Origin of the sequence: Streptomyces sp. NPDC052114, from assembly GCF_040680155.1 — a bacterium.
In the GTDB taxonomy this organism is placed as follows: Bacteria; Actinomycetota; Actinomycetes; order Streptomycetales; family Streptomycetaceae; genus Streptomyces.
The window spans coordinates 49779-68549 of sequence record NZ_JBFAWC010000017.1 but is presented as its reverse complement, the minus strand read 5'-3'; the positions used below and the strand labels follow the sequence as shown (position 1 = coordinate 68549).

Here is an 18771-nt window from a genome sequence, read left to right as displayed (position 1 = left end):
TGGACGGCATACCGACTGGTCGGCATCATTGGGGTGCACACGCAGCCACCTCCCGTCCGATCAGGAGCGAAGATGAGCTCAGACCACCCGCCGGGCCTCGACCTCGACCAGTTGCGCGGCCATCTGGACCGCGAGCGGCCCGGCCTGGTCGGCGGGCCGCTCACCGCCCGGCTCATCGAGGGCGGCCGCTCGAACCTCACGTACGCGGTGGGCGACGGCACCTCCCGCTGGGTGGTCCGGCGGCCCCCGCTCGGCCACGTCCTGGCCACCGCGCACGACATGAAGCGCGAGCACCGGGTGATCGAGGCGCTGCACCCCACCGACGTGCCCGTGCCCGCGCCGGTCCTGCTGTGCGAGGACGACGCCGTGCTGGGGGCGCCCTTCTACGTCATGGAGTTCGTGGACGGGACGCCGTACCGCACCGCCGAACAGCTCGCGCCGCTCGGCCCCGAGCGCACCAGGAGCGCGGTGCTCGGCCTCGTCGACACCCTCGTCGACCTGCACGCTGTGGACCCGGCGTCGGTCGGGCTCGGCGACTTCGGGCGCCCCGAGGGCTTCCTGGACCGGCAGCTGCGCCGCTGGGGCAAGCAGCTGGACGCGTCCCGCAACCGCGACCTCGCCGGCATCGACGAGCTGCACGGGGCGCTCGGCCGCGCGCTGCCCGGCTCCCCCGCGCCGACGGTGGTCCACGGCGACTACCGCCTGGACAACGTCCTGATCGGCGACGACGACCGGATCAAGGCCATCCTCGACTGGGAGATGTCCACGCTCGGCGATCCGCTCACCGACCTGGGCCTGCTCGTGATGTACAGCGCGAGGCTGGAGGTGCCCGACTCCCCCGTCAGCACCACGGCGGGCGCGCCGGGCCACCCCGACCCCGCCGAGCTGATCGAGCGGTACGCCGCGCGCTCGGGGCGCGACGTGTCGGGCGTCGCCTGGTACACGGCCTTCGCGTGGTTCAAGCTCGCCGTGATCCTGGAGGGCATCCACTACCGCTACACGCTGGGCCAGACGGTCGGCGCGGGCTTCGACCGGATCGGCGAGCTGGTGCCCGTGTTCATCGAGCACGGCCTCACCACGCTCCAGGGACGACAGGAAGGCTGAGACAGAGCCATGGACTTCGCATTCGACGCCCGCACCGAAGAGCTCCGCGAGAAGCTGCTCGCCTTCATGGACGCGTACGTGTACCCGGCCGAGGCCGTCGCCGACGAGCAGCGGGCCGCGCTCGCCTCGCCGTGGGACACCCCCGCCGTGGTCGAGGAACTGAAGGCCGAGGCCCGCAGGCAGGGCCTGTGGAATCTGTTCCTGCCGGACGCGGAGCACGGCGCCGGGCTCACCAACCTCCAGTACGCGCCGCTCGCCGAGATCACCGGCCGCAGCCCGCAGCTCGCGCCCACCGCGCTGAACTGCGCGGCGCCGGACACCGGGAACATGGAGGTGCTCGCCCAGTTCGGCAGCGAGGCACAGCGCAAGCAGTGGCTGGAGCCGCTGCTGGCCGGGGAGATCCGTTCGGCGTTCGCGATGACCGAGCCGGAGGTCGCCTCCTCCGACGCCACGAACATCACCACGCGCATCGAGCGCGACGGCGACGCGTACGTCATCACCGGCCGCAAGTGGTACATCTCCGGGGCGATGAACCCCGACTGCACGATTTTCATCGTCATGGGCAAGACCGACCCGGACGGCGCCGACATCCGCCGCCAGCAGTCGATGGTGCTCGTCCCGCGCGACACCCCGGGCCTCGAAGTCCGGCGCGCCATGCGGGTGTACGGGTACGAGGACCACTACCACGGCGGTCACGCCGAGGTCGTCTTCGACCGCGTGCGCGTGCCCGTCTCGAACCTCGTCGGCGAGGAGGGCGGCGGGTTCGCCATCGCGCAGGCGCGGCTGGGTCCGGGCCGCATCCACCACTGCATGCGGCTGATCGGCATGGCCGAGCGTGCCATCGAGCTGATGTGCCGGCGGGCGGTCTCGCGCACGGCGTTCGGCAAGCCGCTGGCCCGCCAGGGCGTGGTCCAGGAGTGGATCGCGGACGCGCGGGTCGCCGTGGAGCAGCTGCGGCTGCTCGTCCTCAAGACGGCCTGGCTGATGGACACCGTCGGCAACAAGGGCGCGCACACGGAGATCCAGTCCATCAAGATCGCCACCCCGCGCGCGGTGGTCGACATCCTCGACCGCGCGGTGCAGCTGCACGGCGCGGGCGGCGTCAGCCAGGACTTCCCGCTGGCGGAGCTGTGGGCGGCGGCGCGGACGCTGCGGCTGGCCGACGGCCCGGACGAGGTGCACCAGCGGTCGCTGGCCCGGCGGGAGTTGAAGAAGTACCTCTGAGGGCCCCTCAGGGCCGCAGCGCCCGCAGGAGCAGGTCCGCCAAGTGGTCGGCGACCTGACGCGGGGTGAGCGGGCCGTCGGGGCGGTACCAGGTGGACAGGTGGTGGACCGAGCCGAAGTGGTAGTCCACCACCAGGTCCGCCGGGGTCGCCGCGGAGAAGACGCCGGACTCCTGGCCCTCCTCGATCAGGGCCCGGAACCGCTCGTGGTAGCGGCGCCGCTCGGCGCGCACCTGCTTGTTCTTCTCGGGGCTCAGGTGGTGCATGGAGCGGAAGAAGATCGAGGCGTCGTCGAGGTTGTCGATGGTGGTGACCACGACGTCCGCGGCGGCGTCCCGCACCCGCTGCTCCACGGGCGCGTCGGCGTCCGCGATGGCGTCGAGACGCTCCTGCTGGACGCGGAGCATCCGGGCGTAGACCTCGTGCAGGAGGTCGTCCTTGGACCCGAAGTAGTGGTACAGCGCGCCTTTGGTGACGCCGGCCGCCTCCACGATCTCCTGCACCGACGTGCGGTCGTAGCCGCGGTCGGCGAAGAGCCGGGTGGCGGCGGCCAGCAGCCGCTGCGGGACGGGCGTGCCGCCACCGTCCGTCGTCCTGGCCACTGCCGCCACCTGCCTTTCGCCTCACTGACTGTTCTGTGTACGGGAACGCAGTTCCCGCCGGAGGATCTTCCCACTTGTCGTCTTCGGCAGCTCCGCCAGGATCTCGACCTCGCGCGGATACTTGTACGCGGCCAGCCGCTCCTTGCAGTACGCGGCCAGCTCGCCGGGGTCGGTCTCGCTCCCGGGGCGCAGGCTGACGTAGGCCTTGACGGTCTCGCCGCGGTAGCTGTCGGGCACGCCGACGACGGCCGCCTCGCGCACGGCGGCGTGCGTGTACAGGACGTCTTCGACCTCGCGCGGCCACACCTTGAAGCCGGACGCGTTGATCATGTCCTTCTTGCGGTCGACGACGTAGAGCCAGCCGTCGGTGTCCATGAAGCCGATGTCACCGGTGCGCAGTTCGCCGCCGGGGAAGGTGGCGGCGGTGGCGTCGGGCAGGTTCCAGTAGCCGGGGACCACCTGGGGGCCGCGCACGACGATCTCGCCCTGTTCCCCGAAGGGCACTTCGTGGCCCTTGTCGTCCAGGACGCGTACGACCGTCTCGGGGCCCGGGACGCCGACGGCGAGCGTCCCGGAGGCCGCGTCGACGGGCGCCTGCTGCCCCGGCGGCACGGAGGCGCAGGGCGCGGTGCACTCGGTCAGGCCGTAGCCGTTGTGGAGGTAGGGCCCGAAGGCCGCGCGGAACTTCTCCACGAGCGCCGGGGGCAGCGGCGCGCCGCCCGAGGAGATCAGCACGAAGGAGTCGAAGTGCGCCCGGGTCGCCGAGGGGTGCGCGGCCAGGGCCATGAAGGCCGTGGAGGGGCCGACGGTGTAGGCGGGGCGGTGCTCGGCGAAGGCGTCGAGGACGACGCCCGCCTCGAAGCGGTAGGTGAGCGCGAGGGTGCCCGCGTTGGCGAGGCACGCGGCGACCTGCGCGACCATGCCGGTGATGTGGAACAGCGGCGCGAGGGCGAAGTAGCAGGAGCCCTCCGGTATGCCCGATCCGGTGCGCTGGCGTTCGGCGTTGTAGGTGATGTTGCCGTGGGTGTTCATGGCGCCCTTGGGGGTGCCGCTGGTGCCCGACGTATAGCTGATCAGCGCCACGTCACCGGGCCCGGGCGTGCGCTCCGCGGGGGCCGGGAGTCCCTTGCGGGCGACGGCGAGCAGGTCCTCGGCGTCGGCGGCGGGCGGCAGCCGGTCGAAGTCGAGGACGCGGGCGTCGTCGCGGCTCTGCAGGTCGAGCTGGCAGGCGGTGAGGACCACGCGCACCGGCGATCCGGCGGCCGTGTCGCGCAGATACGTCTCCCAGGCGCGGTCCGAGCAGATCAGCGCGGTGACGTCGGCGTCGGCGAGGACGTGGCCGACCTCCGCCGACTTGTACATGGGGTTGACGGGGACGACCGTGGCGCCCGCCTTCCAGGCGCCGAGGAGCGCGAGCACGAAGTGCGGGGTGTTCTGGAGGAGGATCGCGACGCGGTCGCCGCGGGCGATGCCGCGCGCGGCGAGGTGTCCCGCGACGGAGTCGGTGAGGGTGTCGGTCTCGCGGTAGCTGAGGCGGCCGTCGAAGTAGGCGAGGGCGGTGCGCTCGGGGGCGCGGGCCGCGGCAGCGCGAAAGGCGTGCAGGACGGAGTCGGCGGGGGTCACGGGGGCGCGCTGGGCCTCGTTGAGCCGGCCGAGCCAGGGCTTGGCGGCGTATCCCGCGCCGCCGGTGTGCAGGTCGCTCACCGCTGCGTCGCCTCCCACTTCTGCTGGATGTGGTTCATGCCGGTCAGCCACTTGTCGGGGGTGGCGGCGCGGGCCTGGTAGTACGCGTCGACCTCGGGGTGCGGCAGGATCAGGAAGCGGTCCTCGGCCATCCCCGCGAACAGCGCGTCGGCGACGTCGTCCGGTTCGATGGCGGTCGGCGCGAGCACCAGGTCACCGGCGGTGCCGCTGGCGGTGAGCATGTCGGTGCGCACGCCTTGAGGGCAAATCGCGTGCACCTTGACGCCCCGGTGGCGGTAGGTGAGGGAGAGCCATTCGGCGAACGCGTACGCGCCGTGCTTGGTGACGCTGTAGGGGGCGGCGCCGATCATGGTGAGCAGTCCGGCGGCGGAGACGGTGGAGACGAAGCGGCCGTCGCCGCGCTCCAGCCAGCCGGGCAGCAGCGCGTGCGCGGCCCGCACGTGCGCCATGACGTTCACGTCCCAGGCCGCCGCCCAGACGTCCTCGGGCGCGGCCTCGGTGCCGCCGGAGGCGAGCCCGGCGTTGGCGCAGTACACGTCGACGGTCCCGCCGAGCGCTTCGGTGGCCTGCGGCACGATCGTGGAGGCGTCGCCCGGCACGGCGATACCGCCCACCTCGTCCGCGACGGCCTTCGCCTTGGCGCCGTCCAGGTCGTTGACGACGACGCGCGCTCCCTCGGCGGCGAAGCGGCGGGCGAGCGCGGCCCCGATCCCGCCTCCCGCGCCGGTGACGACGACTCCCTTGTCCTGCAAGGTCTCCACGATCGGTCTCCTTCGACCTGCGGCTCGGCTTTGATCGCAGACTAACCAGTCGGTATGTCGTGGCGAAAGGGGGGCGTGCGGGCCGCGTTCGTTCTCCCGTCCCCCTTCGGGCACTAGCGTGCGGGGCCATGAACCTCTCCCGGCGCGGGCTGCTCGCCGCCACCGCATCGACCGCACTGGTGCCGTCCGCCACGGCCTCCGGAACGCCGCTGCCCGACGCCCCTGACCCCGCCGGGCACCGGCTGCGCACCGGCTTCGAGCGCCTGGCCGCCGACGGCTACGCGCTCCTCGCCGGGCGGCGGGTGGGCGTGATCACCAACCCCACGGGCGTGACCCGCGACGTGCGCCACGTCGTGGACGTCCTGCACGCCGACGAGCGCGTCGACGTGGTCGCGGTGTTCGGCCCCGAGCACGGCTTCCGGGGGACCGCTCAGGCGGGCGGCTCCGAGGGGCGCCACGACGATCCGGCGACCGGGCTGCCCGTGTACGACACGTACCAAAAGAGCGGCAAGGAGCTCGCGGACGTCTTCACCGCGTCCGGCGCGGACACGCTCCTGTTCGACATCCAGGACGCGGGCGCCCGCTTCTACACGTACATCTGGACGCTGTACGACTGCATGGTGGCCGCGCGGCTCGCGGGCAAGCGGCTGGTGGTCCTCGACCGGCCGAACCCGGTCTCGGGACGGGACGCGTACGGCCCCGTCCTGCACCGGGAGTTCGCGAGCTTCGTGGGGCGCGAGCCGGTCGCGCAGGCGCACGGGATGACGGTCGCGGAGCTGGCGCTCCTGTTCAACGGGGAGTTCCTGAAGCGGCCCGTGGAGCTGGAGACCGTGCTGATGACGGGGTGGCGGCGCGCCGACTTCTTCGACGCGTCGGGGCTGCCGTGGGTGCCGCCGAGCCCGAACATGCCGACGCCCGACACCGCCCTGGTCTACGCGGGCACCTGTCTGTTCGAGGGCACGAACCTCTCGGAGGGGCGGGGCACGACCCGGCCCTTCGAACTGCTCGGCGCGGACGGCGTCGACCGGCGCTGGGCGGCGGCGCTCGCGGAACTCGGCCTGCCGGGCGTGCACTTCAGGGAGGCGTACTTCGCCCCCACCTTCTCCAAGTTCCAGGGCAGGACCATCGGGGGCGTGCAGCTCCACGTGCACGACCGGGAGGCGTACGACGCCGTGCGTACCGGCATCGCGCTCCTGGTCACCGCCAAGAAGGCCTGGCGCGGGTTCGCGTGGCGCTCCGACCACTGGATCGACAGGCTCACCGGGTCCGCGCGGGTGCGGACGGCGATCGACGCGGGGGCCGGCACCGACGAGGTGGTGGGCGCCTGGACCGAGGAGCTCGCGCGCTTCCGCGCGGTGCGCCGCCGGTACCTGCGCTACGCCTGAGCGGCGGGATCCGCCCGGGAGGGCGGGCGACCGGGGTCAGCCCCGTACGCTCCCGTGCAGGATCCTGGCCAGCTCGCGCGGCCTGGAGAACATCGGCCAGTGGCCGGTGTCCATCTCCACGAGCCGCCAGCGCTCGCTCTTGAGCAGCTCCGCGACGTCGTCCATCGGTTCGTCCCCGTCGAGCAGGCACTTGATGTACGTCGCCGGCAGCTCGTCGAGCGGGCGCGCGAGGACGGCGGGGTCGGTGAGGGTGGCGCCGGGGTGCGGCGTCGCCCCGCTCGCGAACCGCGCGACCTGCTCGCTGTCGAGGCCCTGCCCGTCGAAGTCGGCCGCGCCCAGGGGCGCCCAGTCGCCGTCGTTCTCCGCGAGCGCGGCGTCGAAGACCTCCTCGCCCTGCCACCACATCGACGCGAACGACTCGCCCTCGACGGGGACGCTGGCGTCGACGAGGACCAGGTGCGCGAGCCGGTCGCCGATCCGCGCGGCGGCCTGGCCGACGGGGATGCCCGCGTAGCTGTGTCCGACCAGGACGACGTCACGCAGGTCGAGCCGCTCGACCTCGTCGACGACGTCCCGCACGTGTGTCTGCGGTCCGGCCGGCACGTCCTGCTTGTCCGCGAGCCCGGAGAGGGTCAGGGGGTGCACGCCGTGTCCGGCCGCCCGCAGCTCCCCCGCCACCTCCTCCCACGCCCACGATCCCAGCCACGCGCCTGCCACCAGTACGAATTGCGCCATGGCGGAGAACGTACACGCCGAGGGCGCGGTGGGGCAGACCCCACCGCCCATGAGGGTGCCTGCTCCATCGTCGGGTGGGTGCCTGCTCCATGGCGCGGGCCCCGCCCCGCACGGGATCGTGATCTTCAGGACGACGCCGGAGATCCAAGGAGGACCGACATGACACGGGTGACGCGCCGCGGGGTTCCGCTGCTGCTGGTCACGGCGGCCGGTGCGGGGGCGCTGCTGGCCCCCCAGGCCGCGCGGGCGGCGCCGCGCCCCGCCGATCCGGTCGCGGCGATCGAGCGCGCGGCACACCCCCTGCGCTCCACCGACCCGGGCACCGCCACCAAGGACCTCGGGCCGCTCGGCCGGATGGTGGGCGACGCCTCGGTGGTGGGCCTGGGCGAGGCGACGCACGGCTCGCACGAGTTCTTCACGATGAAGGAGCGGGTGTTCCGGCACCTCGTGGAGAAGAAGGGGTTCACGACCTTCGCGCAGGAGATGAGCTGGACGACCGGGCTGCGCTTCGACGCCTATGTGCGGGGCGGGCGGGGCGACGCGCGCGAGCTGGTCCACCGCGAGCTGGCGAAGACGCCGTGGGACACCGAGGAGTACGTCCATCTGCTGCGCTGGATGCGGGCGTACAACGACCGGAACCCGGAGCGCCCGCTGCGCTTCATGGGCAACGACCTCAACTACCCCGAGCAGGGCGTGGAGTTGTTCGACGGGGTGCGCACGTACGTGCGCGCCCACGAGCCGGATCTGCTGGCGCGGATCGACGGTCTCTACGCGCCGCTGCGGCGCGTGACGGACGGCGACACGTACATGGGGCTGCCCCGCGCCGAGCGCACGGCCCTGGCGAAGAAGGCGTGGGCGGCGTACGACCTGCTCGAGGAGCGCCGTCCCGGGGGCCGGGACAAGGCGTTCGAACTCGCCCTGCACCACGCCCTGTCGGTCGCGCAGACCGGGGACATGTACGCCTTCCCGCTCGACACGGCCGAGGGCCAGAAGGACGCCATGCTCTACCGCGACCGCATCATGGCGGAGAACACCGCGTGGTGGCAGCGGTACACCGGCGACAAGGTGCTCCTGTCGGCCCACAACGCCCATGTCGCGTACGAGTCCTACGACCCTCGCTACCCGAAGATGCAGGGCGCCTTCCTGCGCGACCGGCTCGGCACCCGGTACGCGAGCATCGGATTCACCTTCAACCAGGGCTCGTTCATGGCGCAGGGCAGGGACGACGAGAAGTGGAGTCCGATCACGCTGGGCGCGGCCACGCGCGGCATGAACGAGCACACGCTCGACAAGGTGCGCTTCGACGACTACTACGTGGACCTGCGCAAGCTGCCGGCCGACACCAGGAAGTGGCTGGGCCGGGCGCGCGAGACCCGCACCATCGGTTCGGGGTGGCCCGACGGCCCGTACAAGGTCCGTCTCGCGCCGTCCCACGACGTCCTCATCCATCTCCACGACGTCACCGCGGCGCGCCGTCAGTCTCAGTGACCGAGACCGGCCGTATCAAGTATTGACTGGCCCCTACATCCACCACGAGAGTGCCGCTCGTGCAGAGCGACGCGACAGCAGCAGCGAAACAGCAGGCCCGGGGCGAGAGCGAGCCGTCGGACACGAGCCCGGAGAGCATGCGGCGGGTGGCCGTGGCCTCCTTCATCGGGACGGCCATCGAGTTCTACGACTTCTACATCTACGGCACGGCGGCGGCCCTCGTCCTGAACGAGGCGTTCTTCCCGACGCTCGACCCGGTCAACGCCACGCTCGCCTCGTTCTCCACCTACGCGGTGGCGTTCGCGGCACGGCCCATCGGCTCGGTGATCTTCGGCCACTTCGGCGACCGGGTGGGGCGCAAGTCGGTCCTGGTGGCCTCGCTGCTCCTGATGGGCCTCTCCACCGCCCTCGTCGGCCTGCTGCCCGGCTACGGCACGTGGGGCATCTGGGCGCCGCTGCTGCTGATCCTGCTCCGCTTCCTCCAGGGCATCGGGCTCGGCGGCGAGTGGGGCGGGGCGGCGCTGCTCGCGGTGGAGCACGCGCCGCGGAAGAAGCGCGGACTGTACGCCGCCTTCCCCCAACTCGGGCCGTCCGTGGGCTTCTTCGCGGCGACCGGCGTCTTCTGGCTGCTCTCGTCCGTGCTCTCCGACGACGCGTTCCGCTCGTGGGGCTGGCGCGTGCCGTTCCTGCTCTCGTTCCTGCTGGTCGGCGTCGGCCTGTTCGTGCGGCTCCGGATCAGCGAGACGCCGGTGTTCGCGAAGGTCATGGCGGCGCAGGAGGCCAGCAAGGTCCCCACGCTCGACGTGCTGCGCCGCCACCCGCGCGAACTGCTGCTCGGCGCGGGCGGGATGGTCGTCGCGTACGGGCTCTTCTACACCGCCACGACCTACTGCCTCTCCTACGCCACCGGCACCCTGCACATCTCCCGCAACACCATGCTGGGTCTGTCGCTGGTGGCCTGCCTCTTCCTCGCGGCCGGCACCTGGCTCGCCGCGACGCGCTCCGACGGCGCCGGGCGGCGCAGGCTGGTCCTCGTGGGCGCGGGCCTCGCGGTGGTGTGGGGACTTGTGCTCTTCCCGCTCCTGGACACCGAGCAGCCGGTGCTCGTCGCCCTCGCGATCGGCGGCGCGCTGTTCTGCATGGGCGTGGTCTACGGCCCGATGGGCGCGTACCTGCCGGAGCTGTTCTCCACGAACGTGCGCTACTCGGGCGCCTCCCTCGCCTACAACCTCGGCGGTGTGCTCGGCGGCGCGGTCTCGCCGCTGGTGGCGACCCGGCTCCAGTCGGCGTTCGGCTCGTCGTCGGTGGGCTGGTACGTGAGCGCGATGGCGGTCGTCTCGCTGGTGTGCGTCCTCGCCCTGCCGGAGACGCGGGACCGGGAACTGGCGTGAACCGCACGGGAACCCGCGACGCCTCGGGCGGGAATTCACGAATGCCTCACGCATGTGTACTGCCGCTGAATTCTCGCGGGCAATTCAGCGGCTGAGCCACCAGCGTTCGTTGTCCTTGGACAACGCGTCCCACAAGAGATTCAGAGGATGTCCTGGACCGCACGAGGCGCGGTCGCCGCGCCGGGTGAACACCCCGACGAGCACCTCGGTCCGCGGCCCGACGTCCCCGATGATGTCCAGGCGCCGCAGACCCCCCGCCTCCGGGAGGCTGCCGCTCTCGGCGGCCTCCCCGATGCCCTGCGTCACCAGCATCGCCCCGCTGACCACGCCCGAGCGCAGCAGCTCGAAGCCGTAGTGCGCGGCCTCTATCTCGGCGGCCACGGAGAGGTGCTGGCGGTAGTCGGGGCCGTACCAGGAGGTGAGGAAGCTGGCGATGAGGCCGCCTGCCGAGACCACCAGGGGCAGCGTGGTCAGCCGGCCCGCGGTCACGGAGGGGCCGGGCAGGCGTTCCTCGGGCAGATTGGTGAGCAGGGAGAGGCCGCTGCGGCGCCACTCGATGATCTCGTACGGGTCGAGCTCGGTCTCCCGGCCCTCGGTGACGACGATGCTGCCGCAGACCAGGTCCAGCTCCTTGGCCTGCAGTCGGGCGAAGAGGTCACCGGTGCGCACATGGGTCACCTTCAGGTCGACACCGCGCCGTTCGTACGCCTCGCTGACCCGCTCCACGGCGTCGAGGAGGAACCCGAGCGTGTAGCGGGTCGAGCCCACGGAGAGGGTCCTGCCGAGGCGGCGCCGGGCGTCGTGGACGCCCTCGGTCCACTGGTCGAGGGTGCGGCGCGCGAGTTCGACCAGGGCCTCGCCGGTGGGGGTGAACAGGACGTCCTTGCCGCGGCCGCGCTTGAGGACGAGCGCCTCCCCGCACAGCGCCCCGAACGTGCGGTTCATCGTGTCCAGTTGCTTCTGCACGCTGGACTGCTCGCGGCCGAGCCGGCGGGCGGCGGCCAGCGCGGTGCCGCTCTCGTGCACCGCGAGCAGCGTGCGCAACTGGTCCATCGTGGTGTCAAGGAGATCCGTGGGGTACTGCCGCGTTTGGGATGTGGGGTCCTGCTGCGGCTCAGATAATGCCATGCGCGAGTTCTCGCTCTCCGACTCCCTCGTCTTTTACGGCCATGCAGCATAACCACAGCGGGAAACTGATCCGGAGTTCAGCACAGATTATCTGGGGATTTCTTCCAGAAAATGCTGGATGCGTTCCCGGTACCCGTGGAATGGTCGAGCCAATCCCGGTCGATCATTCATCTCTGCAAGGAGAGTCACGCTCGTGAGTCACTTCCAGGCCGCCCCCGCGCCCACCGCACCGCCGGGTGCGGGCGCACCCCCCACGCGGCGCGCGGCCCGGCGTCCCGGCACCCTCGCCGCCCTGTTCTGGACCACCGTGGTCTCCGCGGCCTCCGCCGTCGTCGGCGCCGTCCTCGTCTTCGCGGGCGGCGAGGACATGGCCGAGGAGAACATCAATGACGTCATCGCGGAGCACCCGGACGTCGTGGGCCTGCCGTCGGGGACGACCGCGGCCGACCTCAAGGCCCTCACCGGGCCGATGTGGGACGAGCTGGTGAGCGACCGCGCCGGGACGCTCGCCGCGCGCGCCGGATTCGCCGTGTTCACCGCGGTGTGCCTGCTGATATTCGCCCTTGTCGCGCGCCGCGGCGCCGCCGTCTGGTCACGCGTCCTGATCACTGTTTCCGCCGTCGTCGCGCTGTTCCCGCATTTCCTCGTGCTCGGTGACTACGAACCCGATTCCGTCGTCGTGCTGAGCCTCGTCTCGCTGCTCACCGCCCTCGCGGCCATCGTGCTGTGCTGGCTGCCGCCCGTGAACCGCTGGGCGCGGCAGCACAAGGCCGGCGCCTAGCCGCCGTGCCGCACCGCGCGGCACACACCGGGACCGGTGCCTCCGGGGGTGGATACCGGCACCGGTGTGTGCCGCGCGACATCTGGCCAGGTGTCCCGGGCCGCAGGACCATACCGGCGTGGAGCCCTACTGGGAATTGACCTTCGACGCCGACGGCGACGTCGACACCGCGCAGCGCGCACAGCTGCTGTCGGGCGCGGAACGTGAACGCGTCACCGACCTGCTGGTCTTCGCGCACGGCTGGAACAACGAGAAGCGGGACGCCCGGCAGCTGTACCGTCGCTTCTTCGACCCCTGTCCGGGGCTTTCGGCGTCAAAGGTGCGCCTCGGCTACGTCGGGGTGCTCTGGCCGGCCATCCGCTTCGCCGACGAGCCCATCCCGAACTACGACCCCTCGGCCACCGTGACCGCCGCCGCGCCGCCGGGCGGCCCGGTCCTCGACGCGGCGACCCGGCAGGCGCTCGACCGGGTCTTCCCCGAGCACGGCGCGACGCTCGACCGGATCGCCGAACTGCTCGTCGAGCGCTCCGAAGTGCCCACCCGGATCTATGAGTTCGGGCGGCTGGTGCGCGAGCTGGTCTCGCTGCGGGAGACCAGCCCGGCCCGGCACTTCGGCGAGGACACCGGCGCGGGCGAGCCCGCGATGCTCACCGACGACGCGGTGCAGGTGTGCGAGGTGTTCGCCGCCGCCCTCGCGGAGCACCCCGAGCGGCCCGAGCTCTTCGGCTCGCTGCGCAAACGGCTGTGGAACGGCGCGCACGAACTCCTTCGCCAGGGCACCTACTACGCGATGAAGCGACGGTCGGGCGCGGTGGGCCAGTTGGGGCTCGGACCCGCGATCGGCCTGCTCGCCGCCGACGTACCCACGATCCGGGTGCATCTGATCGGGCACAGCTTCGGCGGCCGGCTCGTCTCGTACGCGCTGCGCGGCATGCCCGCGGACGTACGGGCCGTGAAGTCGGTGACGCTGCTCGAAGGGGCCTTCTCGCACTACGCGTTCGCCGAGCGGCTGCCGCACGACAGGACACGGGGCGGCGCGCTCGCGGGCATGCAGCACCGCATCGACGGTCCGCTCGTGTCCTGCTACTCCCACTTCGACGACGCGCTCGGGCGGCTGTATCCGCTGGCGTCGAAGCTGGCCGGGGACTCCACGAGCTTCCTGAACCTGTGGGAGCGCTGGGGCGCGATCGGCTACAACGGCATCCGCGCGGTGGACGACGGCAAGCGCATCAAGCTGGGCGAGAAGGTGCCCGCGAAGGGGTGCGTGAGCGTCGACGCGGCGTCGGTGGTGCGGCGGGGCGGTCCGCCCTCCGGCGCGCACAGCGACGTGTGCCACGAGGAACTGGCACGCGTCGTGTTCGCCGCAGGGCGGATCGCGCTCGCCTAGCGGGTTCCCGTGCTACTCACGGTGGCGCGGGAACTCGACGACCTGCTGGTACGTCGGACGGTTCTGCCACTGGACCGGCTTGTGCGTGATGCCGCCCAGGGCGCGGTGGATGACGGAGTCGGCGCACCACTGGTCGCCCGCCTTGCAGGAGTCGTCACCGGGGTAGACCTCGGTGGCCGGCTTGGCGAGGGCCTGCGTGAGGGTGGTGAGCAGGGCGTCCCGGCAGGCGTCGAGCTTGCCGTCACCGCAGAAGGTGTCGCCCAGCTCGCCCTTCACCGGCTGTCCGAGCACCTTGCGCAGGTCCTTGTCGGCGTAGCCCCACCAGCCGTACTGGAAGGCCGATCCGGCGTGCGCCCCGGTCGGTCCGTGGCCGGCCGAGGGGGCCTCGTCGGTGGCGAGCTGGGCCGTGAGGGCGTCGTAGAGGTCCTTGCCGAGGCCCGGCTTGAACTCGGCCTCGATCAGGAGCGGCCACCAGGCGTCCATGATGCGCACGGCGTCGGGGTGGGCGTACGCCTTGGAGCCCGCCGCCGTCTGGTTGCGCTGCGCGCCCGCCTTGCGCCAGGCCTCCAGCTGCTGGACCGCCTTGGCCTGCTGCGGGTCGGTGACCGGCTTGCTGCGGAGCACCTTGAGCAGCTCGGGCAGCACCTGTTCCCCGCGCAGATCGGTGACGGCGGCCTCGGACATGGCCTGGGTGAGCGAGGCGCGGGTGACGCCGCCCTCCTCGGTCAGCTTCTTGACGCGGCCGTCGAGCAGGTCGCCGCGGTGCACGGCGCTGACGCCGAAGCCCGCGGTGTTGAAGTCCTTGGCCTGCTTGTTGTTCCAGGAGATGTAGTAGTCCTGGTTGACGGACTGCGGGTGCTCGGCGGACGGGGTCTGCGCCGAGGTGTTGTCCGTGGGGTCGAAGTCCTGCCATTCGTAGGCCTGTTCACCCTTGATGGGCAGGGCGGGGTCGACGTCCTCGGCACGCTCGGGGTTGGCGCCGCTGTTGTAGTACGCGACGTCGCGCGAGTCGGCGTAGAACCAATTGAAGGCGTAACTGATGTTCTGGGCGGCCTTCTTGAAGCTCGCGGCGTCCTTCACGTAGTCCGGGTCGTTCAGCATCTGGAAGCCGATGATGGAGTCGGCCTCGTGGCGGTAGGTGGAGCGCAGCGAGACGTACGCGACGGGCTTGCCGTCGACGGTCGCGCGGTGGCTGACGATGCCGTACTTCGTGCGGAAGACCTGCATGCGGTAGGAGCCGGCGGCCGTGGAGTCGGCGACGGTCGGCTTCCAGGCGTTCTTGCGCTCCAGCTTCTCCATGGGCGTGCAGGTGCCGCGGTAGAGGTAGCCGGTGGACTGCTTGGTGGGCGTGCCGCCGCCGGGCTCGCACAGTTCGACGGCGTACGTGTCGGTGATGTCCTGTCCGGCGGAGGTGGCCGACCAGGCGTAGTCCTGGCCGCGGCCCAGCTGGATGTACATGCCGACGCCCGCGAAGGAGACGCCGCGCGCGCTGATGCCGGGGCCCTGGAGTTCCTGCTGCATCAGGAGCTGGGGCGCGAAGTAGCCGGTCTGCGGGCCGAAGACGGCGACGGGGTTGCCGCTCGCGGTGTGCTTGCCGGACACCAGCAGGGCGTTGGACATGCCCTTCTTGTGGCCGTCCGCGCGGAACAGGTCCGAGGGCAGGACGCCCTTGTCGTACATGCCCTGGAGCGGCTTGAGCTTCTTGGGCGCCTTCACCGGGTCCTTGGCACCGCTCTTCGCGCCGCCCTCGCGGTCGTAGACGAGCTGTTCGCGCTCGACGGAGCCGGGGTCGGGCAGCGCGGTGCCGCGTGCCTTCTCGGGCTTGCCCGCGTACGGGAAGCTCGTGCCGTCGTGGATGGTCTGGACGGCCTCGGGGTCGTTGCGGGCGCGGAAGGACTCCCAGACCTTCGTGCCCTTCTCGATGCCGTACTTCTCCTGGGACTTGAGCAGGGAGACGGCCGATTCGACCTCTCCGCCGCCGCCGTTGCCGAAGAGCCCGCCGACCACGGAGGCCAGGGCGATCATGTCGGTGACCTTGAAGGGCTCTATCTCACCGACGTTGGTGATGGCGTCGATCTTGCCGGTGAGGACGTACTCGCCGGGGAAGTACCGGCCGTTCTTGGCCTTGACCCGGTAGGCGTTGAGCCCGTCGATGTAGGCCTGCGCGTCCTCCATCGCCTGCTTGCCGCGCTCGCCCTGGCTGGACTTGATGTACTCGACCTGCTTTTCGAGGTCCGCCTCGGTGTACGGGGCCTGCGGCCAGAACTGCTGCTCCAGGCCCTGGTTGGCGAGCGCGCCGCCGGCGAACGAGGTCAGCTGGCCGCGTCCGATGTGCCGGAAGAGGTCGATGAGCCAGAGCCGGTCCTGCCCCGCGGCGAAGCCCGCGCCGAACTCGGTGCCGTAGCGCGTGGTGCCCTGGACGTGCGGGATCCCGTACTTCTTGTCCCGGGTGATCGTCACGTCGTCGCGCGGCTTGGTGACGGAGTCCACCTGGTCCTCGCGCACCCCGAAGGAGGAGTCGTTGAAGAACTCGGTGAGGCGGTCGTCGGTGAGCGAGGGATAGCCGGAGGAGAGCGCGTCGTAGGGGCCCAACTGGTCGTCGGCGTGCTTCGGTTGGGTGCCGAAGACCCGATGGGCGAGGATCTCGGCGAGCGTCGCGCCGCCGTTCGCGCCGGGCGGCAGGACGTCGGCGCACTGGCCCTCGCAGTAGTCGGCGGCCGCTTTAGGGACCGGTTTCGGCGGGGCGGCCGACGCCCCGCCGAGCGGGGCGAGAAGGGAGGCGCCGAGGGCGAGCGCCGCTCCCGCCGTGAGGGTTCTGAGTCGGACGATGCGTCGTCGCATGGGTGCTCCTCCGGGTCCTGGGGAAGACCGATGCGGCGGAGGCTACTGGTGAGTTGGCGCAGCCGAAAGATGAACATGCGTCGCCTTTTCCGAATCACCACAACGCGCCCCCCTCCGGCAGGCGTCAGCCCAGTTCAAACGGGCAAGCGAAAATCTGTCGCCCGATAGGGGAGCCGAATCGCGTGTCGATACGTCTACTCGGCGACGTCGTTTCGAAGCCGGCCCCGACCACGGCTCGGCCTCGACACCGGCAGAGAAGGAACACGGGGTACCAGTACGGGGAAAGTGTGACGGAGGTGCAGGGCGATGGCCGGATTCCGGAGTCTCGCGAGACAGGTGCGTGATCCGCAGAGCGATCTGGCACTGCGGCGCTACTCGCTGCGCAAGTGCCTGGAGAGGTTCGCCCCCTACGGCCACCGGGCGACCTGGGACCATCTCAGCTCCCGGGCGGGCTTCGGGCCCGAGGACCGGTCGCCGGACCCGGCGCGGCTGGTGTCCGCGCTCGACGAACTGGAGGCGGCGCGGGCCGTGTGGCTCGCCTACGAGGCGGACTTCGCGGAGCGCCGCCGCAAGGAGAAGCACGACGGGCTCAGGCGCCCCGGCAGCGAGGACGACTGGCACCGCTGCACCTGGGGCGGGTGCGGCGTCGCCTGGTGCGACGACCCGGACGTCCACCCGCACGAGCCCCTCGCCGAAGTCCTGCGCCGGCTGATCGCGGCGCTGGAGAGGGAGCCGGGCACGGCCTGCCCCGTCTGTGCGGACACCACCCTGGTCTGGCGGCACGGCCTGGCGCACGAGCCGTCCTCGGGGGCGGTCTGCACGGGCTGCGGCATCGTCGTACCCGGCCCGGTCCTCACGACGGACGCGGTGGCCCAGGCACAGGCACGGCGGCTGCGGCCCCTGGTCTCGGCATGAGGAACGGTGCGGTCAGGGCGTGACCACGTCCGTGTGAACGGCGAGCTTGAACTGGGCATGAGTGAGCGGCGTGGCGAGCCTCGCGTCTCCCACGCCGCGAGCCGTTGTCTTCAGCGCGACCGGCGTGCTCGGGTGCACGAACATCTGCCAGACGTACGAGCGGAACTGCCCGCCCCTGGTGGCCGCCGAGTCGGTCGTGGCCGTCGAGTCGTACCCGGTCGAAAGACCCAGCGGGTCGCGGACGAAGCGCGCGCGGTACTCGGTCGGCCTGGGGGCCGAGTCCCAGAAGACCAGCGCGGAGAGCACGCCCCAGCCCTCGTGGCTGGGCCAGATGAGCCCGGAGCGGGCGTCCGGGAAGCCCGAGGGGTTCGTGCCGCCCTTCGCCGGGTCGTGCATGTGCCACGGATCGTAGGACTCCTGGTCCGCTCCGTAGGGAAAGCGCACCAGGTGGTACCCGTCGCTGTCGTACGTGACGCGCTGCGGCCCGTGCCGTGCGGCGTCCCACAGCAGTGAACAGATGGCGACCGACATCGCCCCTCCCCCGTATCGGCGTCGACGTGCCTGCCTTCTTCTGCGTACGACTGCTCGTCGTACAACTACCTTGCGTAGAAGACACGTTGATACGAGGGAAGCGGTTGCGGCCAGACGTGGCACAGGGAATTTTCGGTGGGCACGTCAATTTTGCGGCGGGGAGGGCGACCCGCAATGCCGGACGCCCGGAGCCCCGGCGGAGAACAGGCCCGGCCCGGTGACCGGCGGGCCGCCCCCGCTTTACTCCGCCGGCGCGGCCGTCCGGCGCTCGCCGAGGAGCCGGGAGCCGGTGAGCCGCTCGCCGAAGACGTCGTCGGGGTTGGAGAGCACGCAGGTCTCCAGGGACAGACAGCCGCAGCCGATGCAGTCCGAGAGGTGGTCGCGCAGCCGGCTCAGCTGCTTGATGCGCGCGTCCAGTTCGCTGCGCCAGTGCTCCGAGAGGTGCGCCCAGTCCTCGCGGTTGGGCGTGCGCTCCTCGGGGAGCGAGTCGAGGGCCTCGCGGATCGTGGCGAGCGGGATGCCGACGCGCTGGGAGGCGCGGATGAAGGCGACCCGGCGCAGCGTGTCGCGGCAGTAGCGGCGCTGGTTGCCCGAGGTGCGGCGGCTGGAGATGAGGCCCTTGGACTCGTAGAAGTGCAGGGCGGAGACGGCGGCGCCGCTGCGCGCGGACAGCTGGCCGACCGTGAGTTCGTGGACCTTCTCTGGGATCTGGGGCACCCCGCGAAGCCTAATCGCCGGTCCGTTGACACGCGTCGGCGCACCCCGCATGCTGAGCAAGCGCTTAGTCCGCGTACG

The 18771-nt window shown here is 71.5% G+C and carries 16 protein-coding genes; 8 read left to right on the top strand and 8 right to left on the bottom strand.

Features of this window, described 5'->3' with window-relative positions; genetic code table 11:
• Positions 1-72 precede the first annotated feature (72 nt).
• Together AB0L89_RS31615 and AB0L89_RS31610 are read left to right on the top strand one after the other, a co-directional pair.
• Positions 73-1104 (top strand): phosphotransferase family protein, encoded by a 1032-nt coding sequence (locus tag AB0L89_RS31615; RefSeq protein WP_365148558.1) that lies wholly within the window; start codon positions 73-75, stop codon positions 1102-1104.
• Positions 1105-1113: 9 nt separating this feature from the next.
• Complete coding sequence (locus AB0L89_RS31610; RefSeq protein ID WP_365148555.1) at positions 1114-2328, top strand: acyl-CoA dehydrogenase family protein; 1215 nt, start codon at positions 1114-1116, stop codon at positions 2326-2328.
• A 7-nt stretch (positions 2329-2335) separates the two neighbouring features.
• Here AB0L89_RS31610 and AB0L89_RS31605 read toward each other — a convergent pair whose 3' ends face one another.
• Genes AB0L89_RS31605 through AB0L89_RS31595 form a run of 3 tightly spaced genes read right to left on the bottom strand, consistent with a single transcriptional unit; the run spans position 2336 to position 5397 of the window.
• Positions 2336-2929, bottom strand: a complete 594-nt coding sequence (locus tag AB0L89_RS31605) for a TetR/AcrR family transcriptional regulator (RefSeq protein WP_055700013.1) — start codon at positions 2927-2929, stop codon at positions 2336-2338.
• Between the two features lie 21 nt (positions 2930-2950).
• Positions 2951-4633 carry an AMP-binding protein gene (locus AB0L89_RS31600; RefSeq protein WP_365148552.1) on the bottom strand — a complete coding sequence of 561 codons (1683 nt, stop codon included), beginning with the start codon at positions 4631-4633 and terminating at the stop codon, positions 2951-2953.
• A complete protein-coding gene (locus tag AB0L89_RS31595; protein WP_365148835.1) occupies positions 4630-5397 on the bottom strand; it encodes an SDR family oxidoreductase in 768 nt (255 codons plus the stop codon). Before AB0L89_RS31595 ends, AB0L89_RS31600 begins: the two co-directional genes overlap by 4 nt.
• 125 nt (positions 5398-5522) lie before the next feature.
• Between AB0L89_RS31595 and AB0L89_RS31590 the strand changes: the two genes are divergently transcribed.
• The gene (locus tag AB0L89_RS31590; RefSeq protein WP_365148549.1) at positions 5523-6779 is read left to right on the top strand and encodes a DUF1343 domain-containing protein; all 1257 of its coding nucleotides are present in this window, start codon (positions 5523-5525) and stop codon (positions 6777-6779) included.
• Between the two features lie 36 nt (positions 6780-6815).
• On the opposite strand, the gene AB0L89_RS31585 is transcribed toward AB0L89_RS31590, so the two are convergent.
• Positions 6816-7514 (bottom strand): alpha/beta hydrolase, encoded by a 699-nt coding sequence (locus AB0L89_RS31585; protein WP_365148546.1) that lies wholly within the window; start codon positions 7512-7514, stop codon positions 6816-6818.
• Positions 7515-7673: 159 nt separating this feature from the next.
• Here AB0L89_RS31585 and AB0L89_RS31580 point away from each other — a divergent pair, with 159 nt between their 5' ends.
• Together AB0L89_RS31580 and AB0L89_RS31575 are read left to right on the top strand one after the other, a co-directional pair.
• On the top strand, positions 7674-9002 hold the full coding sequence (locus AB0L89_RS31580) for an erythromycin esterase family protein (protein WP_365148543.1): 1329 nt from the start codon (positions 7674-7676) through the stop codon (positions 9000-9002).
• Between the two features lie 137 nt (positions 9003-9139).
• Entirely contained in the window at positions 9140-10393 is a 1254-nt protein-coding gene (locus tag AB0L89_RS31575) for an MFS transporter (RefSeq protein ID WP_365148832.1), read from the top strand.
• A gap of 84 nt (positions 10394-10477) precedes the next feature.
• Here the strand turns inward: AB0L89_RS31575 and AB0L89_RS31570 are convergent, their stop codons facing one another.
• Entirely contained in the window at positions 10478-11446 is a 969-nt protein-coding gene (locus tag AB0L89_RS31570; protein WP_365148540.1) for a LysR family transcriptional regulator, read from the bottom strand.
• Between the two features lie 268 nt (positions 11447-11714).
• On the opposite strand from AB0L89_RS31570, the gene AB0L89_RS31565 reads away from it, so the two are divergent.
• Together AB0L89_RS31565 and AB0L89_RS31560 are read left to right on the top strand one after the other, a co-directional pair.
• Entirely contained in the window at positions 11715-12302 is a 588-nt protein-coding gene (locus AB0L89_RS31565; protein ID WP_365148537.1) for a hypothetical protein, read from the top strand.
• A 118-nt stretch (positions 12303-12420) separates the two neighbouring features.
• Complete coding sequence (locus AB0L89_RS31560; protein WP_365148534.1) at positions 12421-13689, top strand: serine-threonine protein kinase; 1269 nt, start codon at positions 12421-12423, stop codon at positions 13687-13689.
• Positions 13690-13701: 12 nt separating this feature from the next.
• Here AB0L89_RS31560 and AB0L89_RS31555 read toward each other — a convergent pair whose 3' ends face one another.
• Positions 13702-16530, bottom strand: coding sequence for a penicillin acylase family protein (locus tag AB0L89_RS31555; RefSeq protein WP_365148531.1), 2829 nt, complete (start codon positions 16528-16530; stop codon positions 13702-13704).
• Positions 16531-16836: 306 nt separating this feature from the next.
• Between AB0L89_RS31555 and AB0L89_RS31550 the strand changes: the two genes are divergently transcribed.
• On the top strand, positions 16837-17445 hold the full coding sequence (locus tag AB0L89_RS31550; RefSeq protein WP_365148528.1) for a hypothetical protein: 609 nt from the start codon (positions 16837-16839) through the stop codon (positions 17443-17445).
• A 12-nt stretch (positions 17446-17457) separates the two neighbouring features.
• Here AB0L89_RS31550 and AB0L89_RS31545 read toward each other — a convergent pair whose 3' ends face one another.
• Both AB0L89_RS31545 and soxR read right to left on the bottom strand, forming a co-directional pair.
• Positions 17458-17976 carry a hypothetical protein gene (locus AB0L89_RS31545; RefSeq protein ID WP_365148525.1) on the bottom strand — a complete coding sequence of 173 codons (519 nt, stop codon included), beginning with the start codon at positions 17974-17976 and terminating at the stop codon, positions 17458-17460.
• Between the two features lie 240 nt (positions 17977-18216).
• The gene (soxR, locus tag AB0L89_RS31540) at positions 18217-18693 is read right to left on the bottom strand and encodes a redox-sensitive transcriptional activator SoxR (RefSeq protein WP_365148522.1); all 477 of its coding nucleotides are present in this window, start codon (positions 18691-18693) and stop codon (positions 18217-18219) included.
• Between the last annotated feature and the right edge of the window lie 78 nt (positions 18694-18771).